Source organism: Rhodoferax sp. BLA1 (assembly GCF_013416775.1).
Classification (GTDB): Bacteria; Pseudomonadota; Gammaproteobacteria; order Burkholderiales; family Burkholderiaceae_C; genus Rhodoferax.
Genome location: NZ_SZVI01000001.1, coordinates 53,013 through 72,288, shown reverse-complemented (window position 1 = coordinate 72,288; position 19,276 = coordinate 53,013). Strand labels below are relative to the sequence as shown.

Sequence of the window (19,276 nt, the reverse complement as noted above, 5' to 3'; positions counted from 1 at the left end):
TGCAAAAAATGGACCACCTAATGACACCGAATTGGGTCAGTCTGTCCTGGTTTCCCGCCGACACTATCCCCCTTTTTGGCACAAATCATGCAAGACATTGACCATGGACACGCCCCACCCCCAGCCCCCTGAGCGCCACACCGTGTTTGACGACACACAAGGCATTTTTACCGGCACCTTGTTTGTCTCACTCGCCTTGTTGATGTTCAACCAGGCCGGTTTGCTGACCGGGGGCACGGCCGGTCTGGCCTTTGTGCTGCATTACGCCACCGGCGTGAGTTTTGGCAAACTGTTTTTTGTGGTGAACCTGCCCTTTTACTGGTTTTCCTGGACGCGTATGGGGCGTGAGTTCACGCTCAAGACCTTTCTGGCGATTGCCTTGTTGTCGCTGATGACCGAGTGGTCGCCCCAGGTGTTTGAGATTGGCCAGATCCACCCCTTGTACGCGGCCATTGTGGGTGGTTTGCTGCTGGGCTCGGGCTGCCTGTTTCTGGCGCGCCACCGGGCCAGCCTGGGTGGTGCCACCATCGTCACGCTGTACCTGCAAAAAGCCCATGGCATTCGCGCGGGCAAGGTGCAAATGATCGTGGACTCGGTGGTGGTGCTGCTGGCGCTGCTGGTGGTGACGCCGCAGCGGGTGGCCTACTCCATCCTGGCGGCGGTGCTGATGAGCCTGTTTTTGTGGGTCAACCACAAGCCGGGGCGGTATTCGGTGACCTGAGCGCAATCACCCTGGGGTGTTGCGGCTGGAGGTCAGCTGATGCTTTCGTCACGCACGGCTTGATCCAGGTGGCTGGTGTCGGCCCAGCCCACCAGGGTGAGCCCGTCGGGTGTCCACAGCAGTCGGTTGATGGCGGCGTTGCCCAGTTCCCAGGCGCGCGGGGCTTGCAGGCCCTGCCCGGTGGCCAGCCGGTACAACATGTCCATCACCCCGCCGTGCGCCACCACAATGATCTGCCCGCCGATGTGTTGTGCTGCCAGGCCGCTGACCGTGGCCAACACCCGCTCGCGCAGCGCCACCAGGGATTCACCGCCGGGGGGCGCCCACAGCGGTTCGCGTTGGCGCCATTGCCGAGACATGTCGGGCCAGCTGGCCTCGATCTCGGCATAGGTCAGACCTTCAAACTGGCCAAACCCGCGCTCGCGCAGACCCACGTGAGGGCTAGGGTGGCAGCCCGTTACCTCGGCAATGGCCTGGGCGGTTTGCCAGGCACGCAACAGGTCGCTGGCGTAGATGGCGTCGACCTCTTCGTCACCGAGCGCCTGCGCCACCTGTGCCGCTTGCCACTGGCCCACGTCGTTGAGGCCAATGTCCAACTGTCCCTGGATGCGCTTGTCCACGTTCCAGGCGGTTTCACCGTGGCGGATGGCAATGATGCGGGTGACTTGCATGGGGGCAGTGTGGATGGACAAATGCTATAAAAAATGCAGCTATTTGGGCTTTTTGCGCAAGGGCTATGGCCCTGTTTGGGTTATGAAATTGTAAGTCTCTGGAGGTCCAGTGGCATGCTGGCTGTGTCCGGCAACCGGGTGATGAAACGTTCAAACGCCGGTGCGCTCAGGCCTGGTGTGCACAGGAAGCCCTGAAACGACTCACAGCCCAGGCTGGCCAGGTAGTCGCGCTGGGCTTCGGTCTCGACCCCTTCGGCAACCACTTTCAATTTGAGCCCGCGCGCCATGCCGATGGTGGCACTGACAATGGCGCGGTCTCCCTCGTCGTCGGGCAGGCCGGTGACAAAGGAGCGGTCGATTTTGAGTTTGGAGATCGGAAAACGCTTGAGATACGCCAGGCTGGAGTAACCGGTGCCAAAGTCATCAATCGACAGCGCCACGCCCAGGTCGGCCAGGGCGTGCAGGCGGCCCATGGTCTCGTTGGCATCGCGGATCAGGATCGATTCGGTGAGTTCGAGCTCCAGCAACTGCGGCGCCAGCCCTGCGGTGCGAATCACCGCCGCCACCGTCTCGACAAAATCGGCCTGATGGAACTGCAGCGCCGACACATTGATCGACACCGTGACCGGTGTACCCCGGTTTTGCCACAGGCTGGCCTGGCGCACCGCCTCTTCCAGCACCCAGGTGCCCAGGGTGGTGATGAAGCCCGACTCTTCGGCCAGCGGGATGAACATGCTGGGTGGCACCTCTCCGAGCTCGTCATCGGTCCAGCGGATCAGCGCCTCGGCGCCCTGCAGGCTGCCGTTGGCCAGTGAAATCTGCGGTTGGTAATGTAGGCGGAACAGGCCCTTGTCCATGGCCTGGCGCATGGCATGGTCCATTTTCAGGTGCGACAGCAGGTTGACATTCATCTGCGGTTGGTAAAACCGGAAGCTGCCCCGGCCGCGCGACTTGACCAGGTACATCGCGGTGTCGGCGCATTTGATCAGGGTGTCGAGCGTTTTGCCGTCCTCCGGGTACAGCGCCACACCGATGCTGCAACCCACCGAAAACGACATGTCGTCGATCTGGAAGGCCTCCACCATCGCGTCCAGGATGCGCTGCGCCAGCACCTCGGCACCACGGGCGTCGAGTTCCTGCATGAAGATCACAAACTCGTCACCCCCCAGGCGGCACAGGGTGTCGGTTTCACGCAGGCAGCTCTTGAGCCGCTGCGCCACATCCACGAGCACCCGGTCACCAAAGGTGTGGCCCATCGAGTCGTTGATGTTCTTGAAGCGGTCCAGGTCGATGAAAAACACACCACATTCGCAGCCATTGCGCTCGGCCACGCGCAGCGCAAAACCGGCGCGCTGCGACAGCAGCAGGCGGTTGGGCAGGCCGGTCAGGGCGTCGTGGTAGGCCAGTTGTTCAATGCGCTTCTGCGCCGCGTGTTCCTCGGTCAGGTCACGGAAAAAGCAGATGGTGTGTGACACCTGGCCATGGTCGTCACGCAGCAGCACCCAGGAGACATGGACGGCGCAGGTGGACAGGTCAGCCTTGCGAATGCACAGCTGACCGCGCCAGAGCCCTTGTTCGAGCAGTTTGCTGTGGGCGTCGGCGACCACCTCGGCGTGTTGCGGGTCAAAAAAGAAGTCGCTCGGGGTGGTTCCCTGCAGTTTGCCCTGGGCGCACTGCGTCAGGGTCTCGCAGGCCGGGTTGACGGCCAGAATGCCCAGCGCGGGGTTGGTGATGAAAATCGCCTCCAAGCTGGATTCGAACACCTTGGCCGCCAGCTTGAGCTGGGACTCGGTCTGCAGGCTCTGGGTGATGTCCCGAAACGAAAACACCCGCCCGGTGGCCTGGCCGCGGCTGTACTGCGACTGGGTGACCCGCTCCAGCACCCGGCCGTTGTTGAGCACCAGGATGTCGGAGGTTTCCAGCAAGGGGTTGTTGTTGATCTCTTGCAGGCGCTGTTGGTAGTGTGCCGGGTCGCTGACCTGGCTGGCCAGATGGGCGTACAGGGCGTTGTCGTCGCGGTGCAGCAGCATCGCCTCGGGCACCGACCACAGTTTGGCAAAGTGCCGGTTGTAGTTGCGGATCACACCGTCAAGGTCACTCACCAGGATGCCGTCGGCGGTGGACTCCAGCGTGGCGCGTAACTCGGCGACGCGTTTCTCCAGCTCGTTTTCGGTGTGGCGCTGCTGGCGCAGGTCGCGCAGGCCCACCAGGTAGACCGAGCGGTCAGCCTCCGGCCAGACCAGGCTGACACGCCGCTCGACTGCCACCGCCACCCCGTCGGCGCCACGCAACAGGGTTTCTGAGTGGATGCTGTCGATCAGCCCCTGGGCCACATCTTCCCAGAAGAACTGGTCTTCGGGGGATGCGGCCAGTTCGATCACGGGTTTGCCCAGCATCTGGTCCCGGCTCAGGCCCAGCAAGTCACAGCCAGCTTGGTTCACCGCCAGAATACGCAAATCCACCGGGTCTACCAGCCAGACCGATTCCAGCAGCCCTTCGATCAGGGGCTTCCAGGAGATGCGTTTCATGGTGTGGGTCCTTCCAAAGCTGTGTCCACGGCGCGTTCAAAAAAGTAGCAGATGCGTTGGCGCGGTGACAGGTAATCCAAGGCGGCGCGCGGCAAGGCACCGGGTTTGAGGCTGCGTTTGATGCCCAGGTCAGGCATGGTTTCCAGGTCCAGCAACAAGGCCTCGTGTTTGGGCACGCGCGGATCAAACACAAAAATCCGTGGTTTCAGCGGCCGGGCCGCATTGACCGAGACCACCGTGGCAAAACGCTCGTCGCTGAGCTGCACCACCGAGCCCGGTGGGTACACCCCCATCATGCGGATGAAGGCACGCAGCACGGCGGCGTCAAAGCGCGGTCGGTACTGCGCAAAAATCAGCGCCAGCGCTTCATGGGGGGTCAAAGCGGCGGCGGGGCGGCTGGGGTTGCACAAGCCCTCGTAGCGGTTGACCAGCGCCAGAATTTTGGCGAGCTGCGACATCGATTCACCCAGGATGCGTTTGGGAAAACCGCTGCCGTCGGCCATTTCGTGGTGCTGGGCGATGGCGATCAAGGCGGCGGGTGGCAGTTCCAGCCGTTTGCCCAGGATGACCCCATGGGCCACGTGTTCCTGGTAAGCCTTTTGTTCGTGGGCCGAAAAACTGTCTTCCAACCAGCGCACCCGATCCGGCAACTCGGACTTGCCAATGTCGTGAAAGAACGCCGCCAAGCCCAGGTCACTCAGCTCCGAGGCGTTCAGGCCCAGTTGTTTGCCCAGCAACAAAGCGATCACGCTGACATTGACCGGGTGCAGCGCCAGCTTGTCGCCCATGCTGTCGGACAGCAGGCGGATGGCAGACTCCCCCGAGCTCAACATGTCGGTCACAAAACCATCGACCATACCCCGGCATTGCGTCATCACTTCCCGGGGGTTGCTGTGCACCTGCTCCAGGGCTTGCTTGTACTGGCGCGCGGTCTGACCAAAGCGGCGTTCACAGGCGATCTGTTCACGTTCTTGGGTGGCCAGTTGCTGGCGCCGCTGTTCGGCCTCGAGCTGGCGCAAAGCCTGTTCCTGCGCGTCGAGGCGGGCGGGCCGCAGCGGAATCACGGTGGCGGTTTGGGGGTCACCCGGCAATGTGCTTTTGGCCGGGTTGATACGCACCTGCTGCAGCCCCAGCGCACGGATGGTGTCGATCTGCTTTTGGGAGGTGATCTTGAACTGGTTGGTGGGAAACGGGTGGGCCAGCCAGCCGACCTCCAGCTCGATGTACATGCCGGGCAACAACTGCGCGACATCAATGCTTTCAGACAGGGTTTCTTCCATGAACGACGAATTCTCTAGTTTGGCCTGATCATACAAACGAAACAACGCCCCACAGGGCGCTGGTTTGGCTCAGGCGGGGCCCGGTGTCAGCGTGTTATCTCGATGTTGACGCGGCGTACCCCGGTGGGTGGCGTCGGAAAACCCTGCAGCGCGGCGTCCAGCATGGCGGGCAACACCGCCTCGCTGTCAGCCCAGGGGCCGTCGTGGCTGGCGCGTGACTCAAACACCACCGTCTGGGTGCTGCGCTGGCGCAAAACCAGCCCGACCTCACGCCAGTAGCTGGTGCGCACATCCAGCCCCGGAAACAGCGGGCCACGGCCCATCCACACACCGCCGTTGCCAACCCGCCAGCCCAGGTTCCACCCAAGTGCCGGGTGATCCATCGCACTTTGCTCGGCGCGTTCGGTGACCGACACCTGCACGCTGAGGCTGGCGCCCTGGTCATCACGCACCAGGCCAACCTTTGCCAGCGCTTGCTCGGCCATGGCTTCGAGCTGCTCCTGCGCGCCTGGGTTGTTTTCTTGTGAGGGCAGGCGCTCAAAGCGGTAGCGGCTGCCCGCTGGCACAGCCTTTGGCGCAAAGCTATTGACCTGGCTGTCCACCACCCGCATGCCGCTGCAGCCGGTCAGCAGGAGTACTATAAAAAGCAGAGCTGATAGCGCTTTGTACATAAGGGCTTGGGGCCAGTTTGATACTTAATTCTTGGCGGAGACCAGGCCAATGCCTGGTAACGTCGCCAAGGGCAACTCTTCTTCGTCAAACACCTTGTCGCCATTGGCATCGGCGACACCGGTGACCTGGATGTTGTGAAAGTCGTGGCGTTTGCGGTCCATCAGGTGCGAGGGCACCACGTTTTGCAGCGCGGTGAACATGGTCTCGGTGCGGCCTGGCCACTGACGTTCCCACTGGTGCACCATGCGCTTGATTTCCTGGCGCTGCAAATTCTCCTGACTACCACACAGACTGCAAGGGATGATCGGAAACTGGCGGTGTTCGGCCCAGGCGATCAGGTCTTTTTCAGCCACATTGGCGAGCGGTCGAATCACGATGTGGCCACCGTCGTCACTGACCAGTTTGGGCGGCATGCCTTTGAGCTTGCCGGCAAAAAACATGTTCAAAAAGAAGGTGTGCAACATGTCGTCGCGGTGGTGACCGAGCGCGATCTTGGTGATTTTGAGCTCGTCGGCCACGCGGTACAGGATACCCCGGCGTAGGCGGCTGCACAGGCTGCACATGGTTTTGCCCTCGGGCACCACTTTTTTGACGATACTGTAGGTGTCCTGGGTTTCGATGTGGAATTCGATGCCGAGTTTGCTCAGGTACTCGGGCAGGATGTGGTCTGGGAAACCGGGCTGTTTCTGGTCGAGGTTGACCGCAACGATGTCAAAGTGGATCGGCGCACGCTGTTGCAGCTTGATCAGGATGTCCAGCAGGCCAAAGCTGTCTTTGCCACCGCTCACACACACCATGACGCGGTCACCTTCTTCAATCATGTTGAAGTCGATGATCGCCTGGCCGACCTGGCGGCACAGGCGTTTTTCGAGTTTATGGACCTCACGTGCCGCACGCACAGCGGCTTCGTGCTCACTTTTGTGCGGGGTGGGAGCGGGCGACACAGCCTCGTCGGCCAGGGCCGTGTCGTTGTTGTCGTTGGTGGATTCAGTCCAGAGAGTTGTCATCGGTTTGTCCTTCACCATTGCCCGGTTTCCATACGAATGGCCACTTCGCAGTCGGCAAAAATTTCGAGTTTGGCAATTTTCACGCGTACACCCTTCACGTTGGGCAGCTGCATCAGCCGGTTGGCCAACTTGCCGATCAGCGATTCAAGCAGGTTGACGTGTTCAGCCGTGCATTCGTCGATGATGATTTTGCGCACTTTGCGGTAGTCCAGCACATGGGTGATGTCGTCGTCACGGGGCATCAGAGGCTGCGGGCCGAGGTTGAGCTCGGCATCCACTAGGATCGGTTGCGGGGCGGTTTTTTCGGTTTCCAGAATGCCCAGGCTGGCATCAAAGCGCAGCCCGGAGAGGGTCAGGGTTTGCAACCCTTGGGTGTAGGAGCTCATGGCGGGTTGGTCGTTGATCAAAGAGAGGGTTTGGCGCGGAAGACTTCAACACCGACCCCGGCGCAGTCCGGGTACACGTCAGGTTTGCAACTTGAGAGCCGCACCGCCAGCACCTGCGGGTGCGCCAGCAGGCGGGTGGCCAAGTCGTCACACAGGGTTTCCTGCAGCTGGATGTGCCCGGCCTGCACCCGCTGGTGAATCACCTCGCGGACATAGTCGTAGTCCACCACCTCGTCCAACTGGTCGGTGGTTGGTGTGGAGCAGGCATAGGGCACAAATAACTCGACGTTGAAGATCACCCGCTGCTTGCGGCCTTTTTCAAAGGCATGGGCGCCGATGGTCATGTCCACAATGTGGTCGCGCAAAAACAGCCTGCGGCAGCTCAGCGCCAAGGTGCTCGGGTCGAGAGGGGTCATGCGTCGCCTTTCTGCAGGTCCTGCACCACAAACATCACGTCGCGTGGCAGCGGCAGCAGATGCTGCCCGTTGTCCACGGTGAGGGTGACGCCGGTGACACAGGGGTTGGTGGCCAGAAACAGGCAGCTCGCTGCCACCTGCGCCGGATCGATCGGGCGGCGCAGCAGGTTGATGCGGCTGGCCTGTTCAAAGTTGGCCTGGGTTTGTGGGCCACTGACAAACATCAAGCCGGGTGCCACGCCACAGACCCGCAATTGCGGCGCCAGCGCCTGCGCCTGCAGTGCCACCAGCCGTTCCAGCGCCAGTTTGGAGCTGGTGTAGGAGAAATAGTCGGGGTTGAGGTTGAAGACCTTCTGGTCCAGCACATGGATCGCGCTGCGTTCACCGCTGGTGTCATCGGCCGGGATGCTTCGGGCCAGTGCCGCCGTCAGCGCCATCGGCGCCAGCAGGTTGACCTCGAGTTGCTGGCGTGCGGCCTGGATGTTGAAGTCTTTTGCCGTGTCGGGCTCAAAGCTGGAGGCGTTGTTGACCAGGCAGTGCAGGGGCCCGGTGGTCGCCACAATCTTGTCCATCATCTGCTGGCGTTGGGTCTCATCGGCCAGATCAGCCTGCACCGTGTACAGCTGCTGCCCGTGTTCTGCCAGCTCAGCCCGCAGCGCTTCGGCGGTGGCGCCCGAGCGCTGGTAGTGGCACCAGACCTGCCAGCCAGCCTGGGCGAAGCAGCGGCTCAGCACCGCGCCCAGCCGCTGTGCACCTCCCGTGATCAGGACCGTCTTGACCACTATGCCGCGCGGACCAGGTGCTGGCCGCCATCCACCACAAGGGTGGTGCCGGTCATCGACTTGTTGTTCAGCGCAAAGGACACCGTGGCGGCGACATCGGCCGCCGTGGAGGAGTGGCCCAGCGGCGAGAGTTTGTTGAGGGTGTCAAAGTTTTCCGGGCGCAGCAGGTGGCTGGCCAGGGTCAGGCCCGGCGCCACACCGACCACCCGCATGCGTGGCGCCAGGTCAATCGCCAGCATGGTGTTGGCAGCTTCGAGTGCGGCCTTGGACAGGGTGTAACTCATGAAATCCGGGTTCGGGTTCCACAACTTCTGATCCAGCAGGTTGACGATCACACCACGGGCCTCGTCACCTTGGGTTTGTAAGTGTTCAAACAAGGCGTGGCTCAGCAAAATGGCGGCCCCGGCATTGCTGCGCACATGTTTTTCGAGTGCGGCAAAGGTGAAGCTGGCGGCGGTGTCGTGCTCAAAGGTGGAGGCGCTGTTGACCAGCGCATCGATATGGCCAAATTCTTCAATCACCGTGGGCAGCAGGTTGCGCACTGCGGTTTCACTGGCCAAATTGGCACGAAAAGAGGCGCAAGCCCCTGCCAGTCTTTTGCAGTCTGCTACGGTTTTTGCTGCTTCCTCGACCGAATCCCGGTAATGCACCGCCACGCGCCAGCCCTCTTTGGCCAAGGTCAGGGCGATCTCACGGCCCAGGCGCTTGGCCGCGCCGGTGATCAAAACCGTGCGTTGGCGAGGGGCTGGGGGCGTGGAGGTGGACATTCGGGGACAATCCGGTGGTGATGACAACAGCCCCAAGTTTAACGAACACGCTCGCAGAGCACATCGCCCAAGGCCTCTCGCAGGCTGGTGGGTGGATCCCTTTTGACCACTTCATGAGCCAGGCGCTGTACACGCCCGGCCTGGGCTATTACGCCCATGGCAGTGCCAAATTTGGCCCCTTGCCCTACACCGTGTTGGACGGCCAACGCCAGGCGGGCAGTGACTTTGTCACCGCCCCCGAGATGACACCGCTGTTTGGCTGGACCCTGGCCAACCAGGTGGCGCAGGCGCTGCAGGTAACGGGCACATCGGCGGTCTGGGAGTTTGGTGCGGGCTCCGGCGCTTTGGCACTGCAAGTTCTGCAGGCCCTGAAAGAGAAGGGTGTTCTGCTATCAAAATACACTATCTTGGATATTTCCGGCAGCCTGCGCGCGCGCCAACAAGCCAAGTTGGCTGAGTTCGCCGATGTGGTGTGCTGGGTCGATGCCCTGCCCGACACCCTGCAAGGCGTGGTGCTGGGCAACGAGGTGCTGGATGCGATGCCGGTCAAACTGTTGGCCCGTGTGCAGGGCGCTTGGTTTGAGCGGGGTGTGGTTCTGGGTGATCCCGCAGTCGATGGCACCCCCAACTTCGTCTGGCAGGACCGCCCCACCGAGTTGCGGCCACCGATGGACATTCCCGGTGAACACGACTACCTGACCGAAATCCACCAGCAGGGGGAATCGTTCATTCACACGCTGAGTGACAAACTCAGCGCGGGGGCGGTGTTTTTGCTGGACTATGGTTTTCCCGAGGCCGAGTATTACCACCCACAACGCCACATGGGCACCCTGATGTGCCACCACGCGCACCAGGCCGACAGCGACCCGCTGGTGGCGGTCGGGCTCAAGGACATCACCGCCCACGTCAATTTCACCGGCATCGCGCTGGCGGGTAACAACGCCGGTTTGGATGTGCTGGGTTACTGCAATCAGGCGCGTTTTTTGATGAACTGCGGGCTGCTGACTTATATGGAAGCCGCTGACCTGCCAACCCGGGTGATGGCGCAAAAACTGATCATGGAGCACGAAATGGGCGAGTTTTTTAAAGTGATCGGTTTTTACAAGGGGGAACCCTGGCAGGCGATGGGTTTTGAGCATGGCGACAAGACCCACACGCTCTGACACCATGCCTCGTCCATTTCAGCGAACTTCGACTGGAGCCCGGCCATGATCCGCTGGTTGATTGTGGTGCTGCTGGCGCTGATTGTGCTCAACGGTTTCACACCGTGGTTGCAAAAGCTGGGCTTTGGCCGTTTGCCGGGTGACATCCGTTTCAAGATTTTTGGCAGAGAGATTTTTCTGCCTTTTGCCACCACGATCATCCTGAGTCTGGTCGCCGCGGGTATTGCCCGGGTGTTGTGAGTTGACCCTGGCTTGATTTTGCCGGAACTGGCGGCATTTGAAGGGCAGAAAGGTGCTCCTATGACCGACTCCCTCCACATCGTTTGCCCCCATTGCCACACCACCAACCGGGTAGCGCGCAGCCAACTGGACAGCGCGCCTGACTGCGGCAGTTGTCACAAACCTTTGTTTGAAGCGCATTCCACTGCGCTGGACGAGGCCAGTTTTGACAAACACATCAGCCGCAACCAGATCCCGGTGCTGGTCGATTTCTGGGCTCCGTGGTGCGGCCCGTGCCGCCAGATGGCGCCGGGTTTTGAGCAGGCAGCGAAACAGCTGGAGCCGCAGGTGCGCGTGGTCAAAGTCGATACTGAGGCTCATCAGAACTTGGGTGCGCGCTTCCATATCCGGAGCATTCCAACGTTGGCACTGTTTGTCGGTGGGCGCGAGGTGGCGCGCCAGGCGGGTGCCATGGGGGCGGCTGACATCGTGCGCTGGACACAGGCCAATCTGCCGCGCTGAGCACAGGTCGTCCCCGAGCCCGTTGGGCTGGCGCCAGCAAGGCACCACGCTGGTGGATCATTGCCCCAAGCCAAACCGCTGGTCGCTGAAATCACTCTGTAATCAGCGCGTGTTGAAAGGGTTAGCATCAGGGCCTACGCACCAAGATGGCCTGGAACATGACGCCCCTGAATCCACCTGACAACCCAAGGACACAACGCCCTTGGGGATGGTTTGAAACTGTGTCTGAAGCGCCCGGGTTCAAAATCAAACGCATTGGTGTGTTCCCGGGTCAGCAAATCAGCCTGCAGAAACACGCGCACCGCGCCGAGCATTGGGTGGTGGTGCAGGGCACCGCACGGGTCACGCTGGATGAGCGGGTGTTTGACCTGGGTGTGGGGCAGTCCTGTGACATCGCCTTGGGCCAGGTGCACCGGCTGGCCAACCTGGGCACAGGTCCGGTGGAAATTGTTGAAGTCCAGTTTGGTGACTATCTGGGTGAGGATGACATCATCCGTTTGAGCGATGATTACGGTCGCATCTGACCATCCTTACCTTCCCTCGTTTTTGAGAACTCACAGCATGAACACGCATCCCATCACCCCCACGATCGAGAGTTTTGCCTTGCCGGTTGGCAGCCCGCCGGTGGCCTGTGTCGATATTGGCGGCACCAAGGTGGCCGTCCAGGTGGTGGATGATCAGGGTGTACGTGGCAAAGTGGCCGAACCGACCGCCACCACCGGTGGCAATGACGCGCTGGCCTTGCAGATCATCCGGCTGGTGGGGCAAAGCTGTGCGGCGGCAGGTGTGCCGGTGCAGGCCATTGCGCGGGTGGGTGTGTCGTCCTGTGGTCCGTTTGTGTTGAACCAGGGCCTGGTGGAGCTGGCTGCTCCCAATATCTGTGGTGGCCAGGCCGGGCCCGCGCGTGGCCTGCCCAATGACTGGAAAACCGCTTTGCTGGAAGCCCCGCTGCGTGCGGCCTTCGGCCATGTGCGGGTTGAAAACGATGGCATTGGTGCGTTGGAGGCCGAGCGGCGTTGGGGTGCTTTGCAAGACCAGGGTGTACCGATGGCCAACTGCGCCTATGTGACCTGGAGCACCGGCATTGGCACCGGGGTCTGTGTCGACGGCCATGTGCTGCGTGGCAAGAACGGCAATGCGGGTCACGCCGGGCACATTTTTGTGAGTGACAACAACAACGCTCTGTGTGGCTGCGGCAATGTGGGGGATGTTGAGGGCCTGATCGCCGGCAACGCCCTGGCGCGCCGTTTTGCCCCAGAAGGTTATGCCAATGCAGCTATTCTTTTTGAAGCAATCTATGCAGGTGATGAAAGGGCTATAGCCATTATAGATGATGTATGCCAGGTGATGGGCCGGATGCTCTACAGCATGATTGCCACACTCGACTTGGCGCGCATCAGCATTGGCGGCAGTGTCTACTGGCACCACCGCAATTACCTGCTGCCACGCCTGCGTGCGGCGGTGCAGGGCAAGTTGCCGCCGCTGACCGAGGGCTGTGAGCTGGTCAGTGCAGGCCTGGGTGAGCGTGTGGGTGACTTTGGCGCGCTGGCCCTGGTGGCCTGAAAAAGCCCCGGGCTGCGGCCGGGCTGGTGCACGGTGTGCTGATGGTGCGTAAAAGTGCCAGGTTGACGCTCTCGGCATCCAGCCCATGGCGCAGGCAGGCCGCCTGGGTGGCCTGGGCTTGACCACTTTCCAGCGTGATCGCCAGATCCAGATAGGGCCAGTACGGGCCACTGTGGTTCAGCAATGCGGCACTGACCCGTGGCGCCAAAGCCAGCGCTTGCAAGACCACCTGCAGCGGCTCACCCATCAGCAGGTCTATCTGTGACAGCAGTCCACACAGGGCCAGTTCATCCTGCAGTTCACTGGCGGCGCCCGCGTCCAGCAGCTCGGTCATGAACCGGGCGCGCATCACGGTCAGCGTGGCAATCGGGTGCAGGTTGAGGTCTCTGGAGGCTTGGGGCAACTGCGCCTGCAGCCAGCTTTTGACGCGAACCAGACCCAGCATCATCAGGGCGTGGCGCAGGGCCGTGATCTCGCCTTTGAGCCCCAGCCCGGCCGAATTGACGAAGCGCAACAGCCGATAAACCAGCAGAGGCTCTTGGCTCATGGCACAGGCCACGTCTTCGATCGCGGCATCGTCCTCGATCAACGCGAGCAAACTTTGTAATGCGTGCCAAGCGGGTTGGGCGGATGTTTGGCGGTAAGCAAACATCACCTCTTCGCAGGGCCAGCCCATCAGGGCGCTGGCACCTTGCTGGTCCAGGAAGTAGTTCAGTAAGCCCACGTTGGCCACGCCGTCGAGCAGCTTGTGACTGACAAAGGTGTCCGGTGACACCCTGGTGGGGGTGCCCGATATGGACTGTGCACGCAGCAAACGCAAGTTCTGTAGCGCGTCCTCTGGACTCAAGCTCAGCAGGGTTTGTTCAAAGCTGTGCGTGTGATCGGGCCGGGGGCGTGTGCCGGGTTCGCCGCGCCAGACCAGCTGCAGGCCTCGTTGTTGGGCGCGCGACACCTGTTGTTTGATTGCCTGGTCGGAGAGCAGCCGCTCGGCGACTTCCACCTGGGCCAGGTCGGGAGGGGTCTGTGCCAGCAGGTCCATCAGCAAGCCGGCGTTGGTGCTGGACAGGGTGAGTTTGACGCAGGGGTTTGACCACTGTCGGCGCAAAGCCGCCAGCAGATGACTGGCGTTCACCGGGCCATCTGCCAGAGGCTCCAGGTACAGCCAGACCCGGTCAGGCTGGCGCTGTGCGTTCCACAAAAACTGGTAGGCCAAGGAGACATCGTTCATGAAACCCACCGCCATGGTTTAACTGATGAAGTTGAACAGCGAGAGTTGCTGCACCTTGGCGTAGGTTTGCAGCGCTGCCTGGTAGCCAGTTTGTTGGTTGTTGAAGTCCGAGATGCCCTTGATCATGTCCAGGTCTTCCGCACGGGAGCGGTCCGCTTCCAGCTGGATACCGCGGTTTTCCTGGTTGGCGGTGATGCGGTCGGCGCGGTTGAGCAAATCCCCCGCCTGACCACGCGCTGCCGAGATGCGCTCCATGCCGATATCGATGTTGTTCAAGGCCTGGCTCACCGCTTGTGCCGCGCCATTGTTGTTGGGGGCTTCCCGGATGTTTTTGATGGCATCGTCGAGCACGCTGAATACGCTGGCGCTGGAGTCAATGGTGACCGTGTCGTTGACCTTGGGGGTGCCCTTGACCGTCAAGGACATGCCCGGAATGCCGGTGATGTCAAACGTGGTGCCGGTCGGGTAGCTGACCGTGACCGGGGCGCTAGGTGGGTTCACTGCAGGGGTTTCGGTGATGCTGTAAGTGGCGGTGGTGGTGCCGGGCACCGTGGTGGAGTCGACCGCCGTGAACGCAATCGCGTAGCTGGGGTAGGGCACGTTGTTGGGCGGGGCGACGGCCGCTGCCGCGTCGGCAGTGGCCTTGACGGTGGCCGAGTTGGTCACCGAGATGGCGCTGGTGGTCAGGGTTCGGTCTGCTGAGATCAGACCGTCCACCGAATTGCTGACATTGACGTTGAAGACCCGGTCACGCGTTGGGTCATGCATGAACGCGGCATCCCCATCGAGGGTAAAAGGTATCGCCACGTCGTTGCTGGCGGACTGACCCGGCAAACCCTGGAAGTTGTAATCCGGGGCGCCTGCTTGTGGTCCGACAAATGGCGCCAGCGCACTGGCCAGGGCGCCAAACAGCGGCAGTCCGTTGGTGTCTTTGGTGTTGGCCAGCGAAAACACTTGGTCACGCAGCCCTTGTAACTCCAGCGCGATGGAGCGGCGCTCGGCGCTGCTGTGCACACCGTCTCCGGCATTCACGACCAGTTCACGAAAACGCTGCAGCACATCGGTCACATCACCCAGGGTGCTTTCGGCCTGGGCAATGGCGTTGCGCTGGGATTCGAGCACCCGCTGGTCGGTGGCAATGCGGCTGATGCGGGTCATGGCCCGTTCGGCATTGGCGGCGGCGGTCGGGTCGTCGCTGGCGCGCACCACACGTTTGCCCGAGGTCAGGTTTTCCTGCAGGTTGGCCAAGGCGGTTTGCCGGTTGGCAATGTTGCGAACGGCGCTGTCGTAGGTGTTGGCGGTGCCAATGCGGCTGTAGTTGCTCATGTCTTGCTCCTGATGGCGCTGGTTCAGCGGCTCATGGTCTGGATCAGGGTGTCAAAAATGCTCTGCGCGATCTGGATGACTTTGGCGGATGCCTGGTAGGCCTGCTGGTACTGCAGCAGCTTGGAGGCCTCTTCATCCAGGTTGACACCAGAGACACCGGTGCGATCAGTTTCCAGATTGGCGGCGATGGTGCCGGAGACCTCGGCCGCGTAGTTGGCACTTTGGCTGCGGATGCCAATCTGCGCAATCATGCTGGCGTAACCGTCGGTCAACGCGGCACCGTCAAACATGGCCGTGTCGCGCAGTCCCATCATCGACGAGGCATTGCCCGAGTTGAGTTTGAAGTCTATGCCGTTGTTGTTGGCCGTGTCCTTGATGCCCACCACGGTAAAGGTATCCCCTGTTTTTGGCACGCCTTGCAGAACCACCGACCAATCGGCAGAAGCAATGGCTTGTCCCGACGTGAAGGTGAAGGTGCCTGCGATGTCGCTGCGGGTGTAACTGTTGGCACCCGTGAAAGAGATCGTCACAGGGGCCGGTTGGGGCGGGGTTGGTGTATTGGTTTTGGCGGTGAGGCTGGCGAGTTGCAGGCTGCCGGTGTTGGTGCTGCCCATCTTGCCCGCTATCGGGCTGGCGACAGCCAGGGAACGAGGTGTTGAAAACTCGGCGCTGATGTCGCTGGCGGCGGTGCTGAACGGTTTGATCAAAAAGCGGTCACCCACATTGGCTGCACCGGCGGCTGCAATGGTCAGACCGTCGATGGTGATTGGGACGGCAGTGAATGCCGTCACCACACCATCGGACTTGCGTGTGATGCTGCCCGCAGCGGCCCCGGTAAAGGTGATTTCGTAGTCTGAAGCCTCAAACTTGGTGACATCGGCAATGCCCATCGTCAAGGTTGTGCTGGCAGCCTGGGTGCTTGGCTTGAGGATATTGCTCGAGGTATTGATGTCTGCTGGCGTAAACAGATTCCCCCCAGGATTGCCGTCCAGATCCAGCCCCAGCGCGTGCTGCGTATTCATGCTGGTGCTGATGGCCAGGGTCAACCGACCCAGCAGGTTGCGGCCTTCCGCCAGGTCGGTGTTCTGAAACTTCAGCAAACCGGTCACTTCGCCGCCACCGAGCGTGTTTTCATCCAGCGTGGTGGTTTGTCCGCTGTGGGTGATGGCCAGCTTGCTCTTCAAAGGGTCACCGAAGTCATCTTTGACGATGCTCAACGGCGCCACGCTGGTGCCCAGGACCAGGGCCTGGCTGCCACCGATAAAAATGCCCACGGTGCCGTCGGTGGCGGGGATGGAGGTGGTCTGGATGTATTGGTTGAGATCTCGTACCAGTTGGTCGCGGCGATCCAGCAAGTCGTTGGGCGCCTGTCCGGTGCCCTGGGCGCGGGCAATCTGGTCGTTGACGGTAGCGATGCTGTTGGCCAGGCTGTTGACGGCGCTGACTTTTTGCTCCAGCTCCTGTTTGACCGCGCGCTGCAGGTCGTCCAGCGTGGTGGAGGCACTGCGCATGCGTGATGCGGCTTCATCCACCCGAGTCAGCGCCACGGTACGCGCTGTCAAATCGGTGGGGGCGCTGGCCACATCGGCAAAGGCGTTGAGCATGTCGTTGACCGAAGCCCCCAGGCCATTGGTACCGCCGGGAAACAAGGCTTCGAGCTGCTTGAGTTTGTCCGCGCGGGCGCTGTCGCCTGAGGCAGTGGCCCCCGCCAAGGCCGATTGGCGGGTCAGGAAGGCGCTGTAGTTGCGCTGGATGGTGACCACATCCACGCCTTTGCCGATATACCCACCCCCGGTGAATTGGCCTTCCACGGTTTGTAACACCGCGTTCTGGCGCGAATAGCCCGGTGTGTTGACGTTGGCAATGTTGTTGCCCGTGGTTTGCAGGATGGTCTGGTTGGCCATCAGTGCGCGCGTGGCGACGTTAAGAATGCCGCTCATGATGTTTGGGCCATAACTTGGGTGCGGGCTTGCAGGCGCTGGGTGGTTTCAATGGCGCGACTGACCTTGACCGCATAGTTGGGGTCGGTTGCGTAGCCGGCTTTTTGCAGGCTGCTGGCAAAGGCGTAGGCCGAACCGGTTTGCTGGCTGACCTTGGCGTAACGCGGCGACTGGGTGATCAGCCGGGCGTAATCTCTAAACGCCTCATCGGTGGATGCGTAGGCGCGGAACTTGGCCACGCGTTTTTCGGGCACACCGTTGACATACTCGGTGGTGGTGACCTCGGCCACCTTACCCTTCCAGCCCGGACCGGCCTTGATGCCAAACAGGTTGTTGGCGGACTGGCCGTTGCGCAATTTGATCTCGTGTTTGCCCCAGCCGGTCTCGTGGCCAGCCTGCCCGACCATGTAGCTGGCCGGGATGCCTGTTTCTTTCTCGATGCGGATCGCCGACTCGGTGTGGCGTGCCACAAAACCGCTTTGGCTGCTGGTCGGTTTGACCGCGTTGGCGCTGTAAGCCGCCAGAGACGCCGATTTTTGCAGCGTGCTCATCGGCGGCGTTGTCAGTTTGCCGGTGTTGAGTGGGCCGTCGGGCATGGCCACACCCATCTGGCGCGACAGTTGTGCGGCAATCATGTCGGACAGGCCACCGGGCTGGCCCGACATCTGCACCGCAAACTGTTGGTCCAGCAAGTCGGTGCCCAGATCACTGCCAGGGTTGTCCAGCATGCCGGACTTCATGGTGGCTTCACGCATGCTCTTGATCAGTTCCCGCATGAACAGCGACTCGAACTGTTTGGCGGTTTCCTTGATGGCTGCCGGGCTGTCCTGACCCGCCTGCAGTTTGAGTTTGCCCAACGAGTTGGCATCCGCCGCCAGTGCGTTGGACAACGACGTGCTTTGACCGATGCTCATCAGATCACCTCCAGCTCGGCGTTGAGCGCACCTGCGGCCTTGATCGCCTGCAGAATGGCCAGCAGATCTTGCGGCGTGGCACCCAATGAGTTGAGCGCTCGCACCACGTCAGACAGCTGTGGTGCGGCAGGCAACTCAATCAACATGCCAGGTTCCTGGCGAATCTGGATATCTGCCTTGTTGGTGACAGCGGTCTGCCCTTGTGACAGCGCATTGGGCTGGCTCACCGTGGGCGTGTTGGTGATGCTGATCGACAAGTTGCCGTGGGCGATGGCGCAGGCGCCCAGGCTCACCGCCTGGTTCATCACAATCGAGCCGGTGCGTGAATTGATCACCACTTTGGCCGAGGGCACCGAGTTTTCCAGCGGCAACTCTTCGAGCTCCGCCATGAAGGTGACACGTGCATCGGGCTCGGTGGGCGCAGTAACCCGGATGGTGCGGCCGTCCAGCGCCTGGGCCGAACCCGCGCCAAAACGCCGGTTGATGGCCAGCGCCACGCTGCGGGCGGTCTGGAAGTCGGACGCCTGCAAGCCCAAGGTGATGCCGTTGCTCTCCTGCAGCGGCGTCGGTACCACCCGCTCCACCTGGCCACCGTTGGGAATACGCCCGGCACTCAGGTGGTTCACCTGCACCTTGCTGCCACCTGCTGATGCACCTGCACCGGCCACCACCAGGCTGCCTTGAGCCACAGCGTAGATTTCGCCATCAGCCCCTTTGAGCGGGGTCGAGATCAACATGCCACCTTTGAGCGATTTGGAGTTGCCCATCGACGACACACTCACATCAATGGCTTGCCCCGGGCGGGCAAAGGCGGGCAGCTCGGCGGTGACCAGCACCGCAGCCACATTTTTCATCTGCAACTGCGACACGTTTGCCGCAGGCAGGGTGATGCCGAGTTGCTGCAGGTAATTGGTGAGGCCTTGGGTGGTGTAGGGCATCTGGGTGGTCTGGTCACCGGTGCCGTCCAGACCCACCACCAGCCCAAAGCCGGTCAACTGGTTGCTGCGCACGCCCTCAACGGCGGCCACTTCCTTGATGCGGGCGGCGTCTGCCGTGTTCGGCAGGCTGGCGGCCAGTAACAAGGCCAACCCGGCAAAAAGCCACACCCCGCGTGAGCGTGTGGCAAAAGTTGACTGTGGTGTGTTGGCTGTAGCGTGCATGTGGATTACCC

General features: G+C 61.6%; 20 protein-coding genes. 6 read left to right on the top strand and 14 right to left on the bottom strand.

Annotated elements, in window-relative coordinates:
* Positions 1 to 103 precede the first annotated feature (103 nt).
* On the top strand, positions 104 to 721 hold the full coding sequence (locus tag FDG13_RS00390; protein WP_180124745.1) for a YitT family protein: 618 nt from the start codon (positions 104 to 106) through the stop codon (positions 719 to 721).
* 32 nt (positions 722 to 753) lie between these two features.
* On the opposite strand, the gene FDG13_RS00385 is transcribed toward FDG13_RS00390, so the two are convergent.
* The 9 genes from FDG13_RS00385 to FDG13_RS00345 form a co-directional block, all read right to left on the bottom strand.
* Positions 754 to 1,392, bottom strand: a complete 639-nt coding sequence (locus tag FDG13_RS00385; protein WP_180124744.1) for a histidine phosphatase family protein — start codon at positions 1,390 to 1,392, stop codon at positions 754 to 756.
* Positions 1,393 to 1,472: 80 nt separating this feature from the next.
* Positions 1,473 to 3,920 carry an EAL domain-containing protein gene (locus FDG13_RS00380; RefSeq protein ID WP_180124743.1) on the bottom strand — a complete coding sequence of 816 codons (2,448 nt, stop codon included), beginning with the start codon at positions 3,918 to 3,920 and terminating at the stop codon, positions 1,473 to 1,475.
* A complete protein-coding gene (locus FDG13_RS00375; protein WP_180124742.1) occupies positions 3,917 to 5,200 on the bottom strand; it encodes an HD-GYP domain-containing protein in 1,284 nt (427 codons plus the stop codon). Before FDG13_RS00375 ends, FDG13_RS00380 begins: the two co-directional genes overlap by 4 nt.
* Positions 5,201 to 5,286: 86 nt before the next feature.
* Positions 5,287 to 5,871, bottom strand: a complete 585-nt coding sequence (locus tag FDG13_RS00370; RefSeq protein ID WP_180124741.1) for a DUF4136 domain-containing protein — start codon at positions 5,869 to 5,871, stop codon at positions 5,287 to 5,289.
* 24 nt (positions 5,872 to 5,895) lie between these two features.
* A complete protein-coding gene (gene ttcA, locus FDG13_RS00365; protein WP_180124740.1) occupies positions 5,896 to 6,879 on the bottom strand; it encodes a tRNA 2-thiocytidine(32) synthetase TtcA in 984 nt (327 codons plus the stop codon).
* An 11-nt stretch (positions 6,880 to 6,890) separates the two neighbouring features.
* Positions 6,891 to 7,265: a dihydroneopterin aldolase gene (locus tag FDG13_RS00360; protein WP_180124739.1), complete on the bottom strand. Its 375-nt coding sequence runs from the start codon at positions 7,263 to 7,265 to the stop codon at positions 6,891 to 6,893.
* A gap of 17 nt (positions 7,266 to 7,282) precedes the next feature.
* Positions 7,283 to 7,681, bottom strand: a complete 399-nt coding sequence (locus FDG13_RS00355; RefSeq protein WP_180124738.1) for a dihydroneopterin aldolase — start codon at positions 7,679 to 7,681, stop codon at positions 7,283 to 7,285.
* Complete coding sequence (locus FDG13_RS00350) at positions 7,678 to 8,463, bottom strand: SDR family NAD(P)-dependent oxidoreductase (protein ID WP_180124737.1); 786 nt, start codon at positions 8,461 to 8,463, stop codon at positions 7,678 to 7,680. Before FDG13_RS00350 ends, FDG13_RS00355 begins: the two co-directional genes overlap by 4 nt.
* The gene (locus tag FDG13_RS00345) at positions 8,463 to 9,230 is read right to left on the bottom strand and encodes an SDR family oxidoreductase (protein WP_180124736.1); all 768 of its coding nucleotides are present in this window, start codon (positions 9,228 to 9,230) and stop codon (positions 8,463 to 8,465) included. The genes FDG13_RS00350 and FDG13_RS00345 overlap by 1 nt, the downstream gene beginning before the upstream one ends.
* Positions 9,231 to 9,250: 20 nt before the next feature.
* Between FDG13_RS00345 and FDG13_RS00340 the strand changes: the two genes are divergently transcribed.
* The 5 genes from FDG13_RS00340 to FDG13_RS00320 all read left to right on the top strand — a co-directional run bounded on the left by FDG13_RS00340 (position 9,251) and on the right by FDG13_RS00320 (position 12,697).
* Positions 9,251 to 10,393 carry a class I SAM-dependent methyltransferase gene (locus FDG13_RS00340; protein WP_180124735.1) on the top strand — a complete coding sequence of 381 codons (1,143 nt, stop codon included), beginning with the start codon at positions 9,251 to 9,253 and terminating at the stop codon, positions 10,391 to 10,393.
* A 45-nt stretch (positions 10,394 to 10,438) separates the two neighbouring features.
* Positions 10,439 to 10,633 carry a DUF2905 domain-containing protein gene (locus FDG13_RS00335; protein WP_180124734.1) on the top strand — a complete coding sequence of 65 codons (195 nt, stop codon included), beginning with the start codon at positions 10,439 to 10,441 and terminating at the stop codon, positions 10,631 to 10,633.
* 60 nt (positions 10,634 to 10,693) lie between these two features.
* Positions 10,694 to 11,134, top strand: a complete 441-nt coding sequence (trxC, locus tag FDG13_RS00330) for a thioredoxin TrxC (RefSeq protein WP_180124733.1) — start codon at positions 10,694 to 10,696, stop codon at positions 11,132 to 11,134.
* Between the two features lie 146 nt (positions 11,135 to 11,280).
* Positions 11,281 to 11,658: a phosphomannose isomerase type II C-terminal cupin domain gene (locus tag FDG13_RS00325; protein ID WP_180124732.1), complete on the top strand. Its 378-nt coding sequence runs from the start codon at positions 11,281 to 11,283 to the stop codon at positions 11,656 to 11,658.
* Between the two features lie 37 nt (positions 11,659 to 11,695).
* On the top strand, positions 11,696 to 12,697 hold the full coding sequence (locus tag FDG13_RS00320; protein WP_180124731.1) for an ROK family protein: 1,002 nt from the start codon (positions 11,696 to 11,698) through the stop codon (positions 12,695 to 12,697).
* Here FDG13_RS00320 and FDG13_RS00315 read toward each other — a convergent pair.
* The 5 genes from FDG13_RS00315 to FDG13_RS00295 are packed head-to-tail and all read right to left on the bottom strand — an operon-like array spanning position 12,639 to position 19,265.
* Positions 12,639 to 13,925, bottom strand: a complete 1,287-nt coding sequence (locus tag FDG13_RS00315; RefSeq protein WP_180124730.1) for an HDOD domain-containing protein — start codon at positions 13,923 to 13,925, stop codon at positions 12,639 to 12,641. The two genes, FDG13_RS00320 and FDG13_RS00315, sit on opposite strands and share 59 nt — an antisense overlap.
* Positions 13,926 to 13,943: 18 nt before the next feature.
* Positions 13,944 to 15,251 carry a flagellar hook-associated protein FlgL gene (gene flgL / locus FDG13_RS00310; protein ID WP_180124729.1) on the bottom strand — a complete coding sequence of 436 codons (1,308 nt, stop codon included), beginning with the start codon at positions 15,249 to 15,251 and terminating at the stop codon, positions 13,944 to 13,946.
* A 23-nt stretch (positions 15,252 to 15,274) separates the two neighbouring features.
* Complete coding sequence (flgK, locus tag FDG13_RS00305; protein ID WP_180124728.1) at positions 15,275 to 17,191, bottom strand: flagellar hook-associated protein FlgK; 1,917 nt, start codon at positions 17,189 to 17,191, stop codon at positions 15,275 to 15,277.
* Positions 17,188 to 18,105 (bottom strand): flagellar assembly peptidoglycan hydrolase FlgJ, encoded by a 918-nt coding sequence (gene flgJ / locus FDG13_RS00300; RefSeq protein ID WP_180124727.1) that lies wholly within the window; start codon positions 18,103 to 18,105, stop codon positions 17,188 to 17,190. The genes flgK and flgJ overlap by 4 nt, the downstream gene beginning before the upstream one ends.
* The gene (locus tag FDG13_RS00295; protein WP_180124726.1) at positions 18,105 to 19,265 is read right to left on the bottom strand and encodes a flagellar basal body P-ring protein FlgI; all 1,161 of its coding nucleotides are present in this window, start codon (positions 19,263 to 19,265) and stop codon (positions 18,105 to 18,107) included. Before FDG13_RS00295 ends, flgJ begins: the two co-directional genes overlap by 1 nt.
* Positions 19,266 to 19,276: the final 11 nt, after the last annotated feature.

Bases quoted from the DNA above. Each gene is read 5' to 3' on its own strand.
- FDG13_RS00385 (WP_180124744.1), bottom strand. From the start codon at position 1,392: ATGCAAGTCACCCGCATCATTGCCATCCGCCACGGTGAAACCGCCTGG.
- flgK (WP_180124728.1), bottom strand. From the start codon at position 17,191: ATGAGCGGCATTCTTAACGTCGCCACGCGCGCACTGATGGCCAACCAG.
- FDG13_RS00380 (WP_180124743.1), bottom strand. From the start codon at position 3,920: ATGAAACGCATCTCCTGGAAGCCCCTGATCGAAGGGCTGCTGGAATCG.
- flgJ (WP_180124727.1), bottom strand. From the start codon at position 18,105: ATGAGCATCGGTCAAAGCACGTCGTTGTCCAACGCACTGGCGGCGGAT.
- FDG13_RS00370 (WP_180124741.1), bottom strand. From the start codon at position 5,871: ATGTACAAAGCGCTATCAGCTCTGCTTTTTATAGTACTCCTGCTGACC.
- FDG13_RS00295 (WP_180124726.1), bottom strand. From the start codon at position 19,265: ATGCACGCTACAGCCAACACACCACAGTCAACTTTTGCCACACGCTCA.
- trxC (WP_180124733.1), top strand. From the start codon at position 10,694: ATGACCGACTCCCTCCACATCGTTTGCCCCCATTGCCACACCACCAAC.
- FDG13_RS00355 (WP_180124738.1), bottom strand. From the start codon at position 7,681: ATGACCCCTCTCGACCCGAGCACCTTGGCGCTGAGCTGCCGCAGGCTG.
- FDG13_RS00335 (WP_180124734.1), top strand. From the start codon at position 10,439: ATGATCCGCTGGTTGATTGTGGTGCTGCTGGCGCTGATTGTGCTCAAC.
- FDG13_RS00360 (WP_180124739.1), bottom strand. From the start codon at position 7,265: ATGAGCTCCTACACCCAAGGGTTGCAAACCCTGACCCTCTCCGGGCTG.
- FDG13_RS00315 (WP_180124730.1), bottom strand. From the start codon at position 13,925: ATGAACGATGTCTCCTTGGCCTACCAGTTTTTGTGGAACGCACAGCGC.
- FDG13_RS00320 (WP_180124731.1), top strand. From the start codon at position 11,696: ATGAACACGCATCCCATCACCCCCACGATCGAGAGTTTTGCCTTGCCG.
- FDG13_RS00390 (WP_180124745.1), top strand. From the start codon at position 104: ATGGACACGCCCCACCCCCAGCCCCCTGAGCGCCACACCGTGTTTGAC.
- flgL (WP_180124729.1), bottom strand. From the start codon at position 15,251: ATGAGCAACTACAGCCGCATTGGCACCGCCAACACCTACGACAGCGCC.
- FDG13_RS00325 (WP_180124732.1), top strand. From the start codon at position 11,281: ATGGCCTGGAACATGACGCCCCTGAATCCACCTGACAACCCAAGGACA.
- FDG13_RS00340 (WP_180124735.1), top strand. From the start codon at position 9,251: ATGACAACAGCCCCAAGTTTAACGAACACGCTCGCAGAGCACATCGCC.
- FDG13_RS00375 (WP_180124742.1), bottom strand. From the start codon at position 5,200: ATGGAAGAAACCCTGTCTGAAAGCATTGATGTCGCGCAGTTGTTGCCC.
- FDG13_RS00345 (WP_180124736.1), bottom strand. From the start codon at position 9,230: ATGTCCACCTCCACGCCCCCAGCCCCTCGCCAACGCACGGTTTTGATC.
- ttcA (WP_180124740.1), bottom strand. From the start codon at position 6,879: ATGACAACTCTCTGGACTGAATCCACCAACGACAACAACGACACGGCC.